General features: G+C 72.0%; 14 protein-coding genes. 10 read left to right on the top strand and 4 right to left on the bottom strand.

Going from position 1 to position 15,281, the window contains the following annotated elements:
- Window positions 1–257 precede the first annotated feature (257 nt).
- The gene (locus ACGFIV_RS19170) at window positions 258–1,889 is read right to left on the bottom strand and encodes an ABC transporter substrate-binding protein (RefSeq protein ID WP_392836458.1); all 1,632 of its coding nucleotides are present in this window, start codon (window positions 1,887–1,889) and stop codon (window positions 258–260) included.
- A 140-nt stretch (window positions 1,890–2,029) separates the two neighbouring features.
- On the opposite strand from ACGFIV_RS19170, the gene ACGFIV_RS19165 reads away from it, so the two are divergent.
- On the top strand, window positions 2,030–3,061 hold the full coding sequence (locus ACGFIV_RS19165) for a LacI family DNA-binding transcriptional regulator (protein WP_358549986.1): 1,032 nt from the start codon (window positions 2,030–2,032) through the stop codon (window positions 3,059–3,061).
- Between the two features lie 11 nt (window positions 3,062–3,072).
- On the opposite strand, the gene ACGFIV_RS19160 is transcribed toward ACGFIV_RS19165, so the two are convergent.
- From ACGFIV_RS19160 to ACGFIV_RS19150, 3 genes are all read right to left on the bottom strand, one after another.
- The gene (locus ACGFIV_RS19160) at window positions 3,073–3,675 is read right to left on the bottom strand and encodes a DUF4126 domain-containing protein (RefSeq protein ID WP_358549988.1); all 603 of its coding nucleotides are present in this window, start codon (window positions 3,673–3,675) and stop codon (window positions 3,073–3,075) included.
- Window positions 3,676–3,795: 120 nt separating this feature from the next.
- Window positions 3,796–4,944: a nitronate monooxygenase gene (locus ACGFIV_RS19155; protein ID WP_358549990.1), complete on the bottom strand. Its 1,149-nt coding sequence runs from the start codon at window positions 4,942–4,944 to the stop codon at window positions 3,796–3,798.
- 196 nt (window positions 4,945–5,140) lie between these two features.
- Window positions 5,141–5,830 carry an acyltransferase gene (locus ACGFIV_RS19150; protein WP_358549992.1) on the bottom strand — a complete coding sequence of 230 codons (690 nt, stop codon included), beginning with the start codon at window positions 5,828–5,830 and terminating at the stop codon, window positions 5,141–5,143.
- A 155-nt stretch (window positions 5,831–5,985) separates the two neighbouring features.
- Between ACGFIV_RS19150 and ACGFIV_RS19145 the strand changes: the two genes are divergently transcribed.
- The 9 genes from ACGFIV_RS19145 (at window position 5,986) to ACGFIV_RS19105 (ending at window position 15,199) form a co-directional block, all read left to right on the top strand.
- A complete protein-coding gene (locus tag ACGFIV_RS19145; RefSeq protein WP_358549994.1) occupies window positions 5,986–7,656 on the top strand; it encodes a CTP synthase in 1,671 nt (556 codons plus the stop codon).
- Window positions 7,653–8,309 (top strand): NUDIX hydrolase, encoded by a 657-nt coding sequence (locus ACGFIV_RS19140; RefSeq protein ID WP_358549996.1) that lies wholly within the window; start codon window positions 7,653–7,655, stop codon window positions 8,307–8,309. The genes ACGFIV_RS19145 and ACGFIV_RS19140 overlap by 4 nt, the downstream gene beginning before the upstream one ends.
- 42 nt (window positions 8,310–8,351) lie before the next feature.
- Complete coding sequence (locus tag ACGFIV_RS19135; RefSeq protein ID WP_392836452.1) at window positions 8,352–9,257, top strand: site-specific tyrosine recombinase XerD; 906 nt, start codon at window positions 8,352–8,354, stop codon at window positions 9,255–9,257.
- Window positions 9,258–9,347: 90 nt separating this feature from the next.
- Window positions 9,348–10,274: a ParA family protein gene (locus ACGFIV_RS19130; RefSeq protein WP_392836449.1), complete on the top strand. Its 927-nt coding sequence runs from the start codon at window positions 9,348–9,350 to the stop codon at window positions 10,272–10,274.
- Window positions 10,275–10,309: 35 nt separating this feature from the next.
- Window positions 10,310–11,212 carry a segregation and condensation protein A gene (locus tag ACGFIV_RS19125; RefSeq protein WP_392836600.1) on the top strand — a complete coding sequence of 301 codons (903 nt, stop codon included), beginning with the start codon at window positions 10,310–10,312 and terminating at the stop codon, window positions 11,210–11,212.
- A complete protein-coding gene (gene scpB / locus ACGFIV_RS19120) occupies window positions 11,202–11,780 on the top strand; it encodes an SMC-Scp complex subunit ScpB (RefSeq protein ID WP_358550000.1) in 579 nt (192 codons plus the stop codon). Before ACGFIV_RS19125 ends, scpB begins: the two co-directional genes overlap by 11 nt.
- Complete coding sequence (locus tag ACGFIV_RS19115; RefSeq protein WP_392836446.1) at window positions 11,777–13,699, top strand: pseudouridine synthase; 1,923 nt, start codon at window positions 11,777–11,779, stop codon at window positions 13,697–13,699. Before scpB ends, ACGFIV_RS19115 begins: the two co-directional genes overlap by 4 nt.
- A 49-nt stretch (window positions 13,700–13,748) precedes the next feature.
- The gene (gene aroH / locus ACGFIV_RS19110; protein WP_358550004.1) at window positions 13,749–14,108 is read left to right on the top strand and encodes a chorismate mutase; all 360 of its coding nucleotides are present in this window, start codon (window positions 13,749–13,751) and stop codon (window positions 14,106–14,108) included.
- Window positions 14,105–15,199 (top strand): prephenate dehydrogenase, encoded by a 1,095-nt coding sequence (locus tag ACGFIV_RS19105; protein ID WP_358550006.1) that lies wholly within the window; start codon window positions 14,105–14,107, stop codon window positions 15,197–15,199. The genes aroH and ACGFIV_RS19105 overlap by 4 nt, the downstream gene beginning before the upstream one ends.
- Window positions 15,200–15,281: the final 82 nt, after the last annotated feature.

Below are 15,281 nucleotides of genomic sequence, written 5' to 3'. Positions count from 1 at the left end.
TCTCGGGTCGTCTGGGCCCGGGCCGGGCCGGGGACACGGGGACGCTGGTCACCGGCCGGGCCGCGGTCACGGGTTCGCCGGTCACCGGCCGGGTCGCGGTCACGGGCACGCTGGTCACCGGCCGGGCCGCCGTCACGGGTTCGCTGGCCATGGGCCGGGTGGTCGTCTCCGGGTCGCGGGTCGCGGGCCGGGCGGCGGGGGCGGAGGCGGGGGGAACCCGGCCCGGGGCGCGCCGCCGCGCCCCGGGCGGTGCGGCGTCAGGCCGCACCGAGGCTCGCCGCCCAGGGGTAGTACAGGTAGACGAACGACGCGGGTACGCCGGTCACGCGCTTGTTGAGGAACAGCCGGACCGCCGGCGCCGCGATCGGGATCCACGGGGTCTGCTCCATGACCTTCGCCTGGAGGCTCGCGACGAGCTTGGCCCGCGCCGTGTCGTCCGACGCGGTGGCCGCCTGCTCGATGAGGCCCTGCGTCTCCGCGTCGTCGTAGCCGTTGAAGTTCTGCGATCCGCCCTTGGCCGCGATCGTGCGCAGGAAGGCGAGCGGGTCGGGGATGTCCATGTAGTTGGTCGTCATGAAGCCGTCGTAACCGGCGCGCGCCTTGGCGTCGGAGAAGAAGGCGCCGTACTGCGCGCTCGGCACCCCCTTGGGCTGGATGGTCAGGCCCAGCTCGCGCGCGGCGTTGGACATCTCCGACAGGATGTCGGCGTAGAACTGGCGCTCGCTCGGGTAGGCGATGGTGATCGGCGCGCTGCCGGGCGTGACTCCCGCCAGGGCCTTCTTCGCCTCGTCGAGGTTCTTCTTGGTGTCCGGCAGGGCGTCGTACGCGGGCCCGAACACGTCGTCGCCGTACGTCCACCCGCCCCGCGGCACGAGCGAGCGGGACGCCCGCGCGGTGCCGGCGAACACGGTCTGGGCGATCGCCTCGCGGTCGGTGGCGAACGCCAGCGCCCGGCGGACCGCGGGGTCGCCGAGCGGCCCGTTGCCGGTGCTGATGACGGCCACCATCTGCAGGGACCTGCCGAGGTACAGCTTGCCGTTCTGCGAGGCCGTGAGCCGGTCCACCGCCCCGACGGGAACGTCGTACGAGCCGTCGATGGCTCCGGTGTCGAGCGCGCTCGCGATCGCGCCGGGATCCACGATGAACTGCAGGTCGAGCCGCTTGGTCTTGGCCTTGCGCTGCGCGTCCCAATAGTCGTCGTTGCGCTCCAGAGAGATCTTGGAGCCCTTCTCCCACGAAGAGAGCTTGAAGGGCCCGGTACACATGACCGACCCCTCCGGCGTGCCGTACTTGGCGCCCGCCTTCTCGCGCTGATCGCGCTGGACCACCACGCCGACGGGCGTGACCATGTACGAGTTGATCGTCGCGTCCGCCTTCTTCAGCCGGATCGTGACCTGGTTGTCGCCGGTCTTGTCGATGGACGCGATGTTGCCCGTGATCTGGTCCGACGCCCAGTAGCTGCCCTCCTTGGGGTCGAGGTGGCGGCGGAGGCTGAACACCACGTCGTCGGCCGTCATGGGCCGGCCGTCCCAGAAGCGCACGCCCTGGCGCAGGGTGTACACCAGGGTCGTGGGATCGGGGGTCTCGACCTTCTCCGCCAGGTTCGGCTTGACCGAGTAGTCGGGGTCCAGGCGCATCAGGCCCTCGCACAGGTTCGCGACGACCGTGTTCTCGGGGTAGTTGAACGCCTTGATCGGATCGAGCGACGCGGGCTCGCCGAAGGGCAGGTTCCAGCTGGCCTTGTCCAGTTCCCCCTGGGCGGCGGGGGTCGCGACGAGGAGTTCGTCGAGCTTGTGCTCGTCGACGGCCGGAGCGGTCGTCCCGCCGCTGCACGCGGCGAGCCCGAGGCTGAGCGAGACGGCAAGGGACGCCGCCACACGGATACGCATCTGATCCTCCGAACACTGCGGGAGTTTGTCCATATATGCGCCTGTACGTGGCTCTTTCGGCGCGGTAAGCGGCGACGCTACAGCACAAAACGTTTTAGTAAAAGGTTTTGGACGGCCCGATCGCGCTCTACTCTGTCCCTATGCCGGACCAGGAATCCCGAGTGGCGCGCGCGACGATCAGAGACGTCGCCCGCGAGGCGGGCGTCTCCGTCACGACGGTGTCCCACGCGCTGAACGGCAAGGGGACCGCGTCGGAGGCCACGCGGCAGCGCGTCCTCGCCGTCGCCGACCGCCTGGCCTACCGCGCCCATCCCATGGCCCGCGGCCTGCGCCGGGGGCGCACCGGCGTGCTGGCCCTCGACATGCGCCCGCTCGACGCCATCGGGTCGTACCTGCCGGTGGGCGTCGACTACTTCGTGCGCTTCGCCGGCGCGGCGGCGGTGACCGCCCTGGACCACGGCCTCGGGCTCATGCTCGTGCCCGACATGACCCGGGCGGACGTCCCCCAGGCCGCCCACGGCGTCGACGGCTACGTCATCGGCGACCCGTTACGCGATGACACGGTCCTCACCCGGCTCCTTTCCGCGGCCGTGCCGGTCGTGACCGTGGGGCGCGATCCCGGGCGGCCGGGGTTCACCGACTGGGTCGGCCCCGACGACACGGTGGAGACCGAGCGCATGCTCGACCTGCTGGCGGCGCGCGGCGCGCGGGACATCGCCCTGCTGGCCGGCACCGACGACAACGCGTGGAACGTCGACTCCGAAAGGGCCTACCGCGCCTGGGCGCGGCGCCGCCGGATGCCGGCGAGGGTGCTGCACGTCCCCGAGGCGGCGGGCGAGGAGGGCGGGCTCGACGCGGCCCGGCGGCTGCTGACGGGCAAACGGAGGCGGCCCGACGCGATCTACTGCCAGACCGGCCGCCATGCCGCCGGAGTCCTGGCCGAGGCGCGGCGGCTGGAGGTGGCGGTGCCCGGCGACCTGCTGCTCGCGGCCGGCTCGGACGCGCAGCAGACCCGCCTGGCCCAGCCCGCGATCACCGCGCTCGACCTCGCCCCGGAGGAGACGGGCAGAGCCGCCGTCGAGCTGCTCATCGCCCGCCTCAACGGCGACGAGACCCCGGGGCCGGTCGTCGTCCCCGCGCAACTGCACGTACGGGCGTCGACCGCCCGCTAGCGGGCGCCGCGTCAGGTGGGCTGGGGGAGACGTTCCCGGCGGCGGGCGCGGCGCCTGCGCAGCGCGCGGATCGCCCACCAGGCGGGCACGGCCAGCAGGACCAGCGCGACGATCACCAGCACGGGGAAGAAGACGGCGACCAGGCTCATGCCGAGCGACCCGGCGTCCTCCATGGAGCTGACGACAGGAGCGCCGACCCCGGCCGTCGAGACGTTGACGACGGGCCGGGCCGAGGCCTTCATGACGTGCACGGCGAGCGCCACGCCGATGCCGAGCACCCAGCTCACCCAGGGGTTGTGGCTCATCCAGGTGGAGTGGTCGAGCTGCGAGGCCGCCTGCGTGGCACTGAAGACCACGCCGCCCGCGGCCGGGCGCACCGCCGTCTGGATCATGTCGTTGACGTGGTCGACGACCGGCACCTTGTCGAGCACGACCTCGGCGAGCAGGAGCACGCCGATGATCGCGATCACCCAGCCGTTGGTCAGCCACGCGTAGTCCTGCGGCAGCCGTACGACGTCGGTGAAGTTGGCCAGGAGCCCGACCACGAGCAGCGGGATGTAGGCGTTGAGCCCCGCCGCCGTGGACAGCCCGAGGCCGGTCAGCGCCGCGAGCATCGCACCTCCACAGTCCTTGCGTTCTGAAGCGTCCTGAAGCGTCCCGAAGTGTCGCGACACGTTCTGACGCATCCTGACAAGGAAGACGAAGGAGCGGCTGCCCCGCGTTCCCCGGAACAATCAGGATCGGGTGATCCCGCTCACGCGTTCGACCGCCGAGGTGAACTCCTCGATCATCTCGTAGACGACCTGGCGAGCCGGTTTGACCTGGTTGAGCTGGCCGACCACCTGGCCGACGAAGTAGCTCGCCAGCTCGCGGGCGCCCGGCTCGCCGCTCTCGGCCGCCTCGGCGATGCGGGCGAGCGCGCCCTCGGCGAGCAGCATCTGCAGCGGCATCGGCAGCGCCCCCGGGCTCTCGGGGGCCTCCTCCCACTCGGTGGTCCAGGCCGACGCCAGTTGCCTGGCCGGCTTGCCCGTACGGGACCGGGAGCGCACGGTGTCGAGCGAGGTGGCGCCGAGCATCTTGCGCTTGAGGACCGGGGGCGTCTCGGCCTCCTCCGTGGTGAGCCAGACCGAGCCGCACCACACGCCCTCGGCGCCGAGGGCCATGGCCGCGGCCATCTGCCGCCCGCTCGCGATGCCGCCGGCCGCGAGCACGGGGACGGGCGCCACCGCGTCGACGACCTGGGGGACCAGCACCATCGTGGAGACCTCTCCGGTGTGACCGCCCGCCTCTGTGCCCTGGGCGACGATCAGATCGGCCCCGGCGGCCACCTGGCGCCGGGCGTGCTCCACCGTGCCGACCAGCGCGGCCACCGGGACGCCCGCGGCCCGCGCCTTGCCGGCCATGACGGGGGGCGGCGTGCCGAGCGCGCTGGCGATCAGGCCGACGGGGTGCTTGAGGGCGACGTCGATGAGCCCTGTGGCGCCCGAGTGCGTGACCCTGCGCCCGATCTCGTCGGCCTTGGCGCCGGGCGGGCCGGCCTGCCCCGCCTTGAACCTCTTGTCCGAGCTCACCCCGTACTTGGAGAACAGGTGGGCGACGAAGTCGCGGTGGACCTCGGGGATGAAGTCGAGGAGCCGGGCTCCGGGCTCGGCGACCGACCGGTCGATCTTCCCCGGCACCAGCACGTCCACGCCGTACGGCCGGCCGCGCACCTGCCTGTCGAGCCAGGAGAGCTCGCGGTCGAGCTGCTCGGGGGAGTAGGCGACCGCGCCCAGCACGCCGACCCCGCCCGCGTTGGTGACCGCCGCGACCACGTCCCGGCAGTGGCTGAACGCGAACAGAGGGAACTCGGCCCCGAACCTCTCACAGATCGGCGTCCGCATGTCGTGACCGTAGCCGCCGGGCGCGGCGCGGTCCAGATCACCGGCGGCGGCGGCGCCTGTCCAGCACCGGACAGCCAAGCACCGGACGGCCGGGTTGCGGACAGCCAAGCACGGGACAGTCCAGCGCCGGACAGCCAAGCGCCGGACAGCCAAGCACCGGACGGCCGGGTTCCGGACGGCCGGCCGGCGGGAGGGCTCAGGACGGGCACGCCCCCGGTAGGAGCGCTCCAAGGGCGCTCGGCTCACCGGCGGCGGGGGAGACGTGCCAGCCGTCCTCCGGGGAGTACCGGCGGACGATCTTCGCAGGCACGCCGGCGATGACGCAGTGGTCGGGGAACTCCCCGCGCACGACGGCGCCGCCCGCGACGACGGACTGCCTGCCGATCCGCGTGCCCGGCAGGATGATCGCGCCGGCGCCGAGCCAGGAGCCCGCGCCGATGGACACCGGGTTGTTGCGCGGCCACTGGCGGCCGATCGGCATCTCGGGATCGTCGTAGACGTGGTTCTGGTCGGTGATGTAGACGTAGGGCCCCGTGAAGACGTCGTCGCCGATGTCGATGGACTGGTGGCCCACGATGTGGCTGCCCCTGCCGATCGAGCAGCCCCCGCCGATGCGGACGATGGAGTCCGGGCCGAGGTCGACGCCCGGTCCCATCCCCGCCGAGATGGAGACGCGCTCGCCGACCAGCGTGTGGTCGCCGATCTCGATCCACGCCTCTCCGAAGATCGCTCCTTGGGGGAAGGCCAGGCAGGTACCCTCGCCGAGACGGCGGAACCGGTACCCGGCCGGAGACTTGGGGGTGACCGCGCCGGTCGCGCGGATCGCGGCCCAGACACGGTGGATCAGGCAGCCGAATATCCGGCGTAGTGCATCACGGGGTGACATAACCGGAAAAGTTACTCCGTGGTTAGGATGCTGGGAACGGACGCCCGGGGGATGTTCGGGCACTTCGCAAGCGTCCTTTGATATTCTGAGAGCCCGTGGACACGGGGTCGCCCGTCGGGACGGCCACGATCACAACGGACCACGGGAGACCCTCCTTGCGCAGCGCCGCAAACACCAAGCATCTGTTCGTCACCGGAGGCGTCGCCTCCAGTCTCGGCAAGGGGCTCACAGCCTCCAGCCTGGGGCGCCTGCTGAAGCTTCGCGGCCTGCGGGTCACCATGCAGAAGCTGGACCCCTACCTCAACGTCGACCCTGGGACGATGAACCCGTTCCAGCACGGTGAGGTGTTCGTCACAGACGACGGAGCCGAGACCGACCTCGACGTCGGCCACTACGAGCGATTCCTCGACACCGAGCTGCACGGCTCGGCCAACGTCACCACCGGCCAGGTCTACTCGAACGTCATCGCCAAAGAGCGGCGCGGCGAGTACCTCGGCGACACCGTGCAGGTGATCCCCCACATCACCAACGAGATCAAGGACCGCATCCGCGGCATGGCCGGCCCCGACGTGGACGTGGTCATCACCGAGGTCGGCGGCACCGTCGGAGACATCGAGTCGCTGCCGTTCCTGGAGGCGGTCCGCCAGGTCCGCCACGAGGTCGGCCGCGACAACGTCTTCTTCCTGCACGTCTCGCTCCTGCCCTACATCGGCCCGAGCGGCGAGCTGAAGACCAAGCCCACCCAGCACTCGGTCGCCGCCCTGCGCAGCATCGGCATCCAGCCGGACGCCATCGTCTGCCGCTCCGACCGGCCCATCACCACCTCGCTCAAGCGCAAGATCAGCCTGATGTGCGACGTCGACGAGGACGCGGTGGTCTCGGCGATCGACGCCCCCAGCATCTACGACATCCCCAAGGTGCTGCACTCCGAGGGCCTGGACGCGTACGTCATAAGGCGCCTCGGCCTGCCCTTCCGCGACGTCGACTGGCACGAGTGGGACCAGCTCCTGCGCCGGGTGCACCGCCCGGCCAAGGAGGTCACGATCGCGCTGGTCGGCAAGTACATCGACCTGCCCGACGCGTACCTGTCGGTCACCGAGGCGCTGCGCGCGGGCGGCTTCGCCTGCGACGCCCGTGTCAACATCCGCTGGGTCAAGAGCGACGACTGCGAGACCGGCGAGGGCGCCGCCCGCGAGCTCGACGGCGTCGACGGCGTGCTCGTCCCCGGCGGGTTCGGGGTCCGGGGCATCGAGGGGAAGCTCGGCGCGATCCGGCACGCCCGCGAGCGGCGGATCCCGCTGCTCGGCATCTGCCTCGGCATGCAGTGCATGGTCATCGAGGCCGCCCGCAACCTGGCCGGCGTCGAGCAGGCCAACAGCACCGAGTTCGACCCGGAGACGGCCGACCCGGTGATCTCCACCATGGCCGACCAGGAGGACGTCGTGGCGGGCGAGCGCGACATGGGCGGCACCATGCGGCTCGGCCTCTACCCCGCCAGGCTCGCCGAGGGCTCGATCGTGCGGCGGCTGTACGGCAGCGGGAGCGCCGACGAGCGCCACCGCCACCGCTACGAGGTCGGCAACGCCTACCGCGAGCGGCTGGAGGAGGTCGGCATGGTCTTCTCCGGCCTGTCTCCCGACGGCCGCCTGGTCGAGTACGCCGAGCTGGACACCGGCATCCACCCGTTCTTCGTGGGCACCCAGGCGCACCCGGAGTTCCGCTCCCGCCCGACCCGGGCGCACCCGCTGTTCAGCGGCCTCATCGAGGCCGCTCTGACGTACGCCGACGTGCGGGAGAGCGCCACCAAGGCCGGGAGGGGCGCGTGAGCGGCGGCGGGCAGGGACCCGCGGCCCTGGGGCTGACCGTGGACGACGTCCACGACGTGCCGGCGTCCTGGGAGGTCCTCGACTCCAAGGAGCGGTTCGAGGCCTACGTGATCTCGGTGCGCACCGACACCGTGCGCATGCCGAGGGACGAGGTCGCCGACCGCGACTACGTGGTCCATCCCGGCTCGGTCGCCGTGGTGGCGCTCGACGAGGAGGACCGGGTGCTCCTGCTGCGGCAGTACCGCCATCCGGTCCGCAGGATGCTGTGGGAGCTGCCGGCCGGCATCCGCGACGTCCCCGGCGAGCCGCTGGTCGACTGCGCCGCGCGCGAGCTGGCCGAGGAGGCGGGCTACCGGGCGGCCACCTGGCACACCCTGCTCGACATCTACACCTCGCCGGGGATGGCCGACGAGCGCATCCGCGTCTTCCTCGCCCGCGACCTCTCGGAGATCCCCGAAGAGGAGAACGGCTTCGTGCGGCGGCACGAGGAGGTCGACATGCCGGTTGTGTGGATACCCCTGGCAGAAGGGGTGAACAGGGCGCTGGCGGGAATGATCCACAATTCACCGGCCGTCGCGGGTATTCTCGCCGCGTACGCCGCTTTGTCGGACGGTTTCGCCGCCCTGCGTCCCGCCGACGCCGAGGAGGCCTGACAGGAGGTCCCCGTCCTGAGCCCCTACGCCGACACCGAGGCCGTGCTCGCCGGATACCTCGCCCACCTCTCGGTGGAGCGAGGGCTGGCGGCCAACACGCTCGCCTCCTACCGGCGTGACCTCAGCCGCTACCTCCGCTACCTGCGCTCGCGCGGGTGCCTGACCCTCGGCGACGTGGCCGAGGGCGACGTCCTGGCGTTCCTCACGGCCCTGCGCGAGGGCGACGAGCACCATCCCGCCCTGGTGGCCAGTTCGGCCGCCAGGGCCGTCTCGGCCGTACGCGGTCTGCACCGGTTCGCGGTGCGGGAGGGGGTCACGGCGCACGACCCCGCCCACGAGGTGCACCCTCCCAGCAGGCTGCGCCATCTCCCGAAGGCCATCGGGGTCGCCGAGGTCGAGCGGCTCATCGCCGCCGCCGGCCCGGAGGACGCGCCCCTCACCCACCGCAACCGGGCCCTGCTGGAGGTGCTGTACGGCACGGGCGCGCGGATCTCCGAGGCCGTCGGGCTCACCGTCGAGGACGTCGAGGCCGAGAACGTACGGCTGCGGGGCAAGGGCGGGCGCGCGAGGGTCGTCCCCCTCGGCAGGTTCGCCCGCGAGGCCCTCGGGGCGTACCTGGCCTGCGCGCGCCCGCTCATCTCCGCGCACGGGCGCGGCACGGCGGCCCTGTTCCTGAACGCCCGGGGCGGGCGCCTCACCCGCCAGGGCGCCTGGGAGGTGCTCCAGTCCGCCGCGGAACGTGCGGGCCTCGCCGGGGTTTCCCCGCACATGTTGCGCCATTCGTTCGCAACTCACCTCCTCGACGGGGGAGCTGACGTTAGGGTTGTCCAGGAACTGCTCGGCCATGCCTCGGTGGCGACCACCCAGGTCTACACGCTGGTCGGCGTCGACAGGCTCCGTGAGGCATATGCGGCGGCCCATTCCCGGGTTCGGCATCCAACTTCATAGCTCTAGGGCGCGTCGCCTTGCCGCATACGTGCCGACCCCATAGTGTCCGTCCGGACGGTCCGGTTCGGGGCCGTCAGGGAGGTTCAACTGGTGACTGCGACCACAGACGCTTCTATCCGGGAGGTCCCCGGTGCGCCCGACGCATCCTGGGGCGAAACCAGGAACGAGGGCATTCTGGGTCCAACCGGGCGTCCGCGCCCTGTCTTCCCTGAGCCGGTGGCCCCCACCACGCACGGCCCCGCGCGGGTCGTGGCGATGGTCAACCAGAAGGGCGGCGTCGGCAAGACCACCACGACGATCAACCTCGGGGCCTCGCTCGCCGAGTGCGGCCAGAGGGTGCTGCTGGTCGACTTCGACCCGCAGGGCGCGTTGTCGGTGGGGCTGGGCATCGACCCCCGCCCGCTGGAGTCGACCGTCTACGACCTGATCATGGAAGAGCCCGACGTCACCGCCGAGGACGTGCTCCTCAGCACCAGCGTCGAAGGCATGGACCTGCTGCCGAGCAACATATTCCTCTCCGGCGCGGAGATCAGGCTCGTCAACGAGGTGGCCAGGGAGTACGCCCTCGGGCGTTCGCTGGAGCCGCTGCTTCCCCACTACGACATCTGCCTCATCGACTGCCAGCCGTCGCTCGGCCTGCTGGCCGTCAACGCCCTGACCTGCGCGCACAGTGTGATGGTGCCGCTCGAATGCGAGTTCTTCGCGCTGCGCGGCGTCGCCCTGCTGATGGAGTCGATCACCAAGGTCCAGGAGCGGCTCAACAAGAACCTGGAGATCGACGGCATCCTGGCCACGATGTACGACCCGCGCACGCTCCACGCGCGGGAGGTCCTCGCCACGATCATGCAGGGCTTCGGCGACAAGGTGTTCCACACGGTGATCAACCGCACCGTGCGGTTCCCCGACGCCACGCTGGCCGGGGAGCCGATCACCCAGTTCGACCCGGCGTCCATGGGCGCCACCGCCTACCGCGAGCTGGCCCGTGAGGTTCTCGCCCGGTGGTCGCAGGACGACTGAGCGCCACCGCGCCCGGCGTGCGCGACAATGAGGCGGTGACCGAGCAGCCCGCGACCGGCCAGGCCAGGCCCGATGCCTTCCAGGTGCACCTGGAGGTCTTCGAGGGTCCGTTCGACCTGCTGCTCGGGCTGATCTCCAAGCACAAGCTCGACATCACCGAGGTGTCGCTGCACCAGGTGACCGACGAGTTCATCGCCCACATCCGCTCGATGGGCCCCGAATGGGACCTCGACCAGGCGAGCCACTTCCTGCTCGTCGCGGCCACCCTGCTCGACCTGAAGGCCGCCCGGCTGCTGCCCACCGGCGAGGTCGAGGACGAGGAGGACCTGGCGCTGCTGGAGGCCCGTGACCTGCTGTTCGCCCGCCTCCTGCAATATCGGGCCTACAAGGAGGTGGCGAAGGTCTTCGCCGGGCGCATGGCCGAGGAGGCGCTGCGCTTCCCCCGCGTGGTGCCGATGGAGCCCCGGTTCGCCGGCCTGCTGCCCGAGCTGGTGCTCGGCATCGGCCCCGATCGCCTGGCCCGCATCGCCGCAAGGGTCTTCACCCCGAAGCTCCCGCCCTCCGTCTCCACCGCCCACATCTATCAGCCGGTCGCCAACGTTCGCGAGCAAGCGGCTATCCTTGTGGCACGGCTCCGGCGCATGCGCACGGCCACGTTCCGGGCCCTGACCGCCGACTGTGCGGGCACCTTCGAGGTGATCGCACGCTTCCTCGCCGTCCTGGAGCTCTTCCGGGAGGCCGCGGTCTCCTTCGAGCAGATCGAGCCGCTCGGGGATCTGCACGTGACCTGGACCGGTGCCGACGACGGAGACGTCGCGGTGGCCGACGACTACGACGAGGGCTCCCCGGGCGACGAGATCCCGGAGGGCCATGAGAGCAGGCGGCGCCCACCGGGCGCCGGCGGCCAAGAGAGCGAAGATGCAGCCGATGAGTCCTGAGGACACGGGCGAGACCGCCGAGCCCGAGCCGAGCCTGCGGGCGGCTCTGGAGGCGATCCTGCTGGTGGTCGAAGAGCCGGTCGCCGAGGTCACCCTGGCCCAGGTGCTCGAACGCCCCTCGCGGGAGGTCGCCGAGGCACTGGCGGACCTGTCGGGGGAATACACCGCGCAGGGCCGTGGTTTCGATCTCCGGGAGGTCGCCGGCGGCTGGCGGTTGTACACGCGGGCCGAATGCGCCGCCCTCGTGGAGCGGTTCGTCCGTGACGGGCAGCAGACCAGGCTGACGCAGGCCGCTCTTGAGACCCTCGCGGTCGTGGCCTACCGCCAGCCGGTGAGCAGGGCGAGGGTCGCCGCCGTACGGGGCGTCAACAGCGACGGCGTCATGCGCACCCTGACGGCGCGCGGGCTGGTCGAGGAGGCCGGCACCGACCCCGAGAGCCAGGCGGTGCTCTACCGCACAAGTTCGTATTTCCTGGAGAGGCTGGGGCTGCGGAGTCTCGAAGAGCTCCCCGCGCTCGCCCCGTTCCTCCCCGACGACGTGGAAAACCTAGAGGAGCAACCGAAGTGAACAACAGGCGTGGTACCCCGTCCGGTGATGGACGCGGTCGAGGACGCGGCGGCGCCCCAGGCGGTGCCTCAGGCGCGAGGGGAGGTGCCGGGTCCCGAGGTGGCTCCGGCGGCTTCCGGGGCGCCGGAGGCCCGCGAGGAGGCGCTCAGGGCGGCTCCTGGGGAGGGTCCCGCGGCGGGAGCGACCGCCGCGACGCCTTCCGCTCCGACGAACGGCCCGGCGCCTCCGGGCGCGGCGCGTCCGAACGCGGCTCTTACGATCGCGGCGCCTCCGAGCGCGGCGCCTCCGAGCGCGGCTCCTATGAGCGTGGCTCTTACGACCGCGGCGCGTCCGACCGCGGCTCCTACGACCGCGGCGCCTCCAGCGGTGGCGACGACCGTGGCTTCCGCCCGCGCGAGGGTTTCCGCGGCGGCTACCGCGACTCCGGAGCGGCTCCCCAGAGCTCCAGGGGACGGTTCGGCAGGCCCGGCGGCGACGACCGCCGCGGCTCCTTCCGCGACGATCGCGCGGGCTCGTCCGGCGGCGACCGCCGTGGCTCCTTCAGCGACGACCGTGGCGGTTCCGCCCGCGGTGGATCGTACGGCGGTGACCGCGCGGGTTCCTCCCGTGGCGACCGTGGCGGGTCGTTCCGCGGTGGCTCTTCCGGTGGCGATCGTCCCACCTTCTCCCGTGAGGACGACAGGGGTTCCTTCCGCGCCGGCCGGGGCGGCTCCCGCGAGCGGTACGGCAGGGACGAGACCGGCCGCGACCGTCCGGGCCGCGAGGAGGGCCGTTACCAGGGCGACTCCAGGGGCGGCTCCCGTGGGGGCTACGAGGGGCGTGACCGGCGTGACGAGGTCCAGACCATCGGGCGCGTGGAAGGTCCCTCCCGTGGCCGCTACGGGCGTCCGGAGCCGGGCCGTACGGGCGGCCAGCCTGGCCGTTCCGGTGGACAGCCTGGCCGTACGGGCGGCCAGTCCGGTCGTACGGGCGGACAGGCGGGCCGTCCGGGTGGCCTGACCGGTCGCGGCGGAGCTCCGGCGGGCCGGGGCAAGGCGACGCGCGGTGGAGCCCCCGCGGGCGGAGGCTTCGCGGGGCGCGGCCAGGCGGACCGTCCCGAGCGTGCGGGCGCGTTCAAGACCTCCCGCCAGCCGCTGCGCGACCCCGACTTCTTCCCGTCCGACTACGTCGACGAGCGCGACACCACCGAGGTGCCCGACGGCATCCGCCTGCAGAAGGTGCTCGCCCAGGCCGGCGTGGCGGCTCGCCGCACGTGCGAGGAGATGATCGGCGAGGGCCGCGTCACCGTGGACGGCCAGGTCGTGCGGAGGTTCGGCGCCCGGGTCGACCCCGCCAAGCAGATCATCCATGTCGACGGCAAGCGCATCCCGACCGCGCCCGACCTCGTCTACTTCGCGATCAACAAGCCGATCGGCGTCGTCAGCACGATGTCCGACCCCGAGGGGCGTCCCGCCCTGTCCGACTACGTGGCCGACCGCACCGAGCGGCTGTTCCACGTCGGGCGTCTCGACACCGAGACCGAGGGCCTGATCATCCTGACCAACGACGGCGAGCTGGCCCACCGGCTCACCCACCCCAGCTTCGGCGTGCAGAAGAAATACTGGGCCAAGGTGCCGGGGCCGATCCCGCGTGACCTCGCCCGCAGGCTCAAGAGCGGTGTCGAGCTGGAGGACGGCGTCGCCAAGGCCGACGACTTCAAGATCGTCCAGGAGCACGGCCAGCAGGCGCTGGTCGAGATCGTGCTCCACGAGGGCCGCAAGCACGTCGTCCGCCGGATGCTGGAGCAGGAAGGTCACAACGTGATCGACCTGGCCCGCATCGAGTTCGGGCCGGTCAAGCTGGGCCGGCTCAAGCCGGGCACGGTGCGGTCGCTCACGCTCAAGGAGGTCGGCGACCTTTACGCCGTCGTGGGAATGTAATCTGTCCGGAAAGCAGGGCCTGGCCGGGCGGCAGTGAGAAGGGGATGACATGGTGCGGGCCATCCGGGGTGCCACCCAGATCGACTCCAACGACCGGGAGGCGATCCTCGTCGCGGTGACCGAGCTGGTCAGCGAGGTCATGGAGCGTAACCGCCTGACCACCGCCGAGGTGATCAGCGTGATCTTCACGGCCACGCCCGACCTCACCGCGGAGTTCCCCGCGCTCGCCGCCCGTAAGCTCGGCTTCCACGACGTGCCGCTGATCTGCGCGAGCGAGATCGACGTCCCGGGCGCGCTGCCGCGCGTGGTGCGCCTGATGGCCCACGTGGAGACCGACCGGCCCCGCCACGAGATCCAGCACGTGTACCTCCGCGGGGCCGTCGCCCTGAGAGTGGACATCGCCCAGTGAGCGACGAACCGACCGGCATCCGGAGCGTCCTGGTCGTCGGCACCGGCCTGATCGGCACCTCCGTCGCCCTCGCCCTGCGGGGGCACGGGGTCACGGTCAAGCTCGCCGACCAGGACCCCCGGGCCGTCGTGCTGGCGCGGGAGCTCGGGGCGGGTGAAGAGTGGGCGCCAGGCGGCGAGCGCGTCGATCTCGCCGTGGTCGCCGTGCCGCCCCAGTTCGTGGCGCAGTGGCTGCTCGACCTGCAGAAGACCGAGGCTGCCCGGTTCTACACCGACGTGGCCAGCGTCAAGGCGCTGCCCATCGCCCAGGCGGCCGAGCTCGGCTGCGACATGAGCACCTACGTCGCGGGGCACCCGCTCGCCGGTCGCGAACGGTCCGGCCCGGCCGCGGCGCGCCCCGACGTGTTCCTCGGCCGCCCCTGGGCGTACTGCCCGGGGCCTGAGACCTCGGCGCGGGCCGTCGAGGCCGTCCTGTCCCTGATCAAGCTGTGCGGGGGGAACGCCGTCCAGGTGGATCCCGTCGCCCACGACGAGGCGGTCGCCCTGGTCTCGCACGCCCCGCATGTGGCGGCGGCGGCCATGGCGGCCCGCCTGGCCGAGGCCTCCGACACCGCGCTCGGCCTCGCCGGGCCGGGGGTGCGCGACGTCACCCGCGTCGCCGGGGGAGACCCGGGCATGTGGACCGTCATCCTGTCGGGCAACGCCCGCCCGGTGGCCGAGATCCTGGAGGCGGTCGCCACCGATCTGTCGGCCGCCGCGGCGGCCCTGCGCGCCGTGTCCGTCGACGACGGCGCCGCCATCGGCGGGGTCACCGAGCTGCTCAGGCGGGGCAACACCGGCCAGAGCCGGATCCCCGGCAAGCACGGCGGCCCCCCTGGGTCGTACGCGGTGGTCCAGGTCCTCGTCGGCGACCGTCCGGGCGAGCTTGCCCGCCTGTTCCAGGCGGCCAAGGACGCCGGGGTCAACATCGAGGACGTCCGCCTGGAGCACGCCCCCGGGCTGCTCCTGGGCGCCGCCGAGCTGTCCGTCGAGCCCGAGTCGGCCGAGGTTCTGGCCACGGCCCTCCGCGAGCACGGATGGCACGTCCCGTAGGGGCGACGATGCCCGGGTGGTGGACGTTTCCCGGTAACCTCTTTGCGGACAACTCAATCGGGACGCAGAGGGAGATGCCGTG

Source organism: Sphaerisporangium sp. NPDC049003, assembly GCF_043197795.1.
Lineage (GTDB): Bacteria > Actinomycetota > Actinomycetes > Streptosporangiales > Streptosporangiaceae > Sphaerisporangium.
The sequence above is the reverse complement of the archived record's forward strand: the minus strand, read 5'-3'. Positions and strand labels throughout refer to the sequence as shown.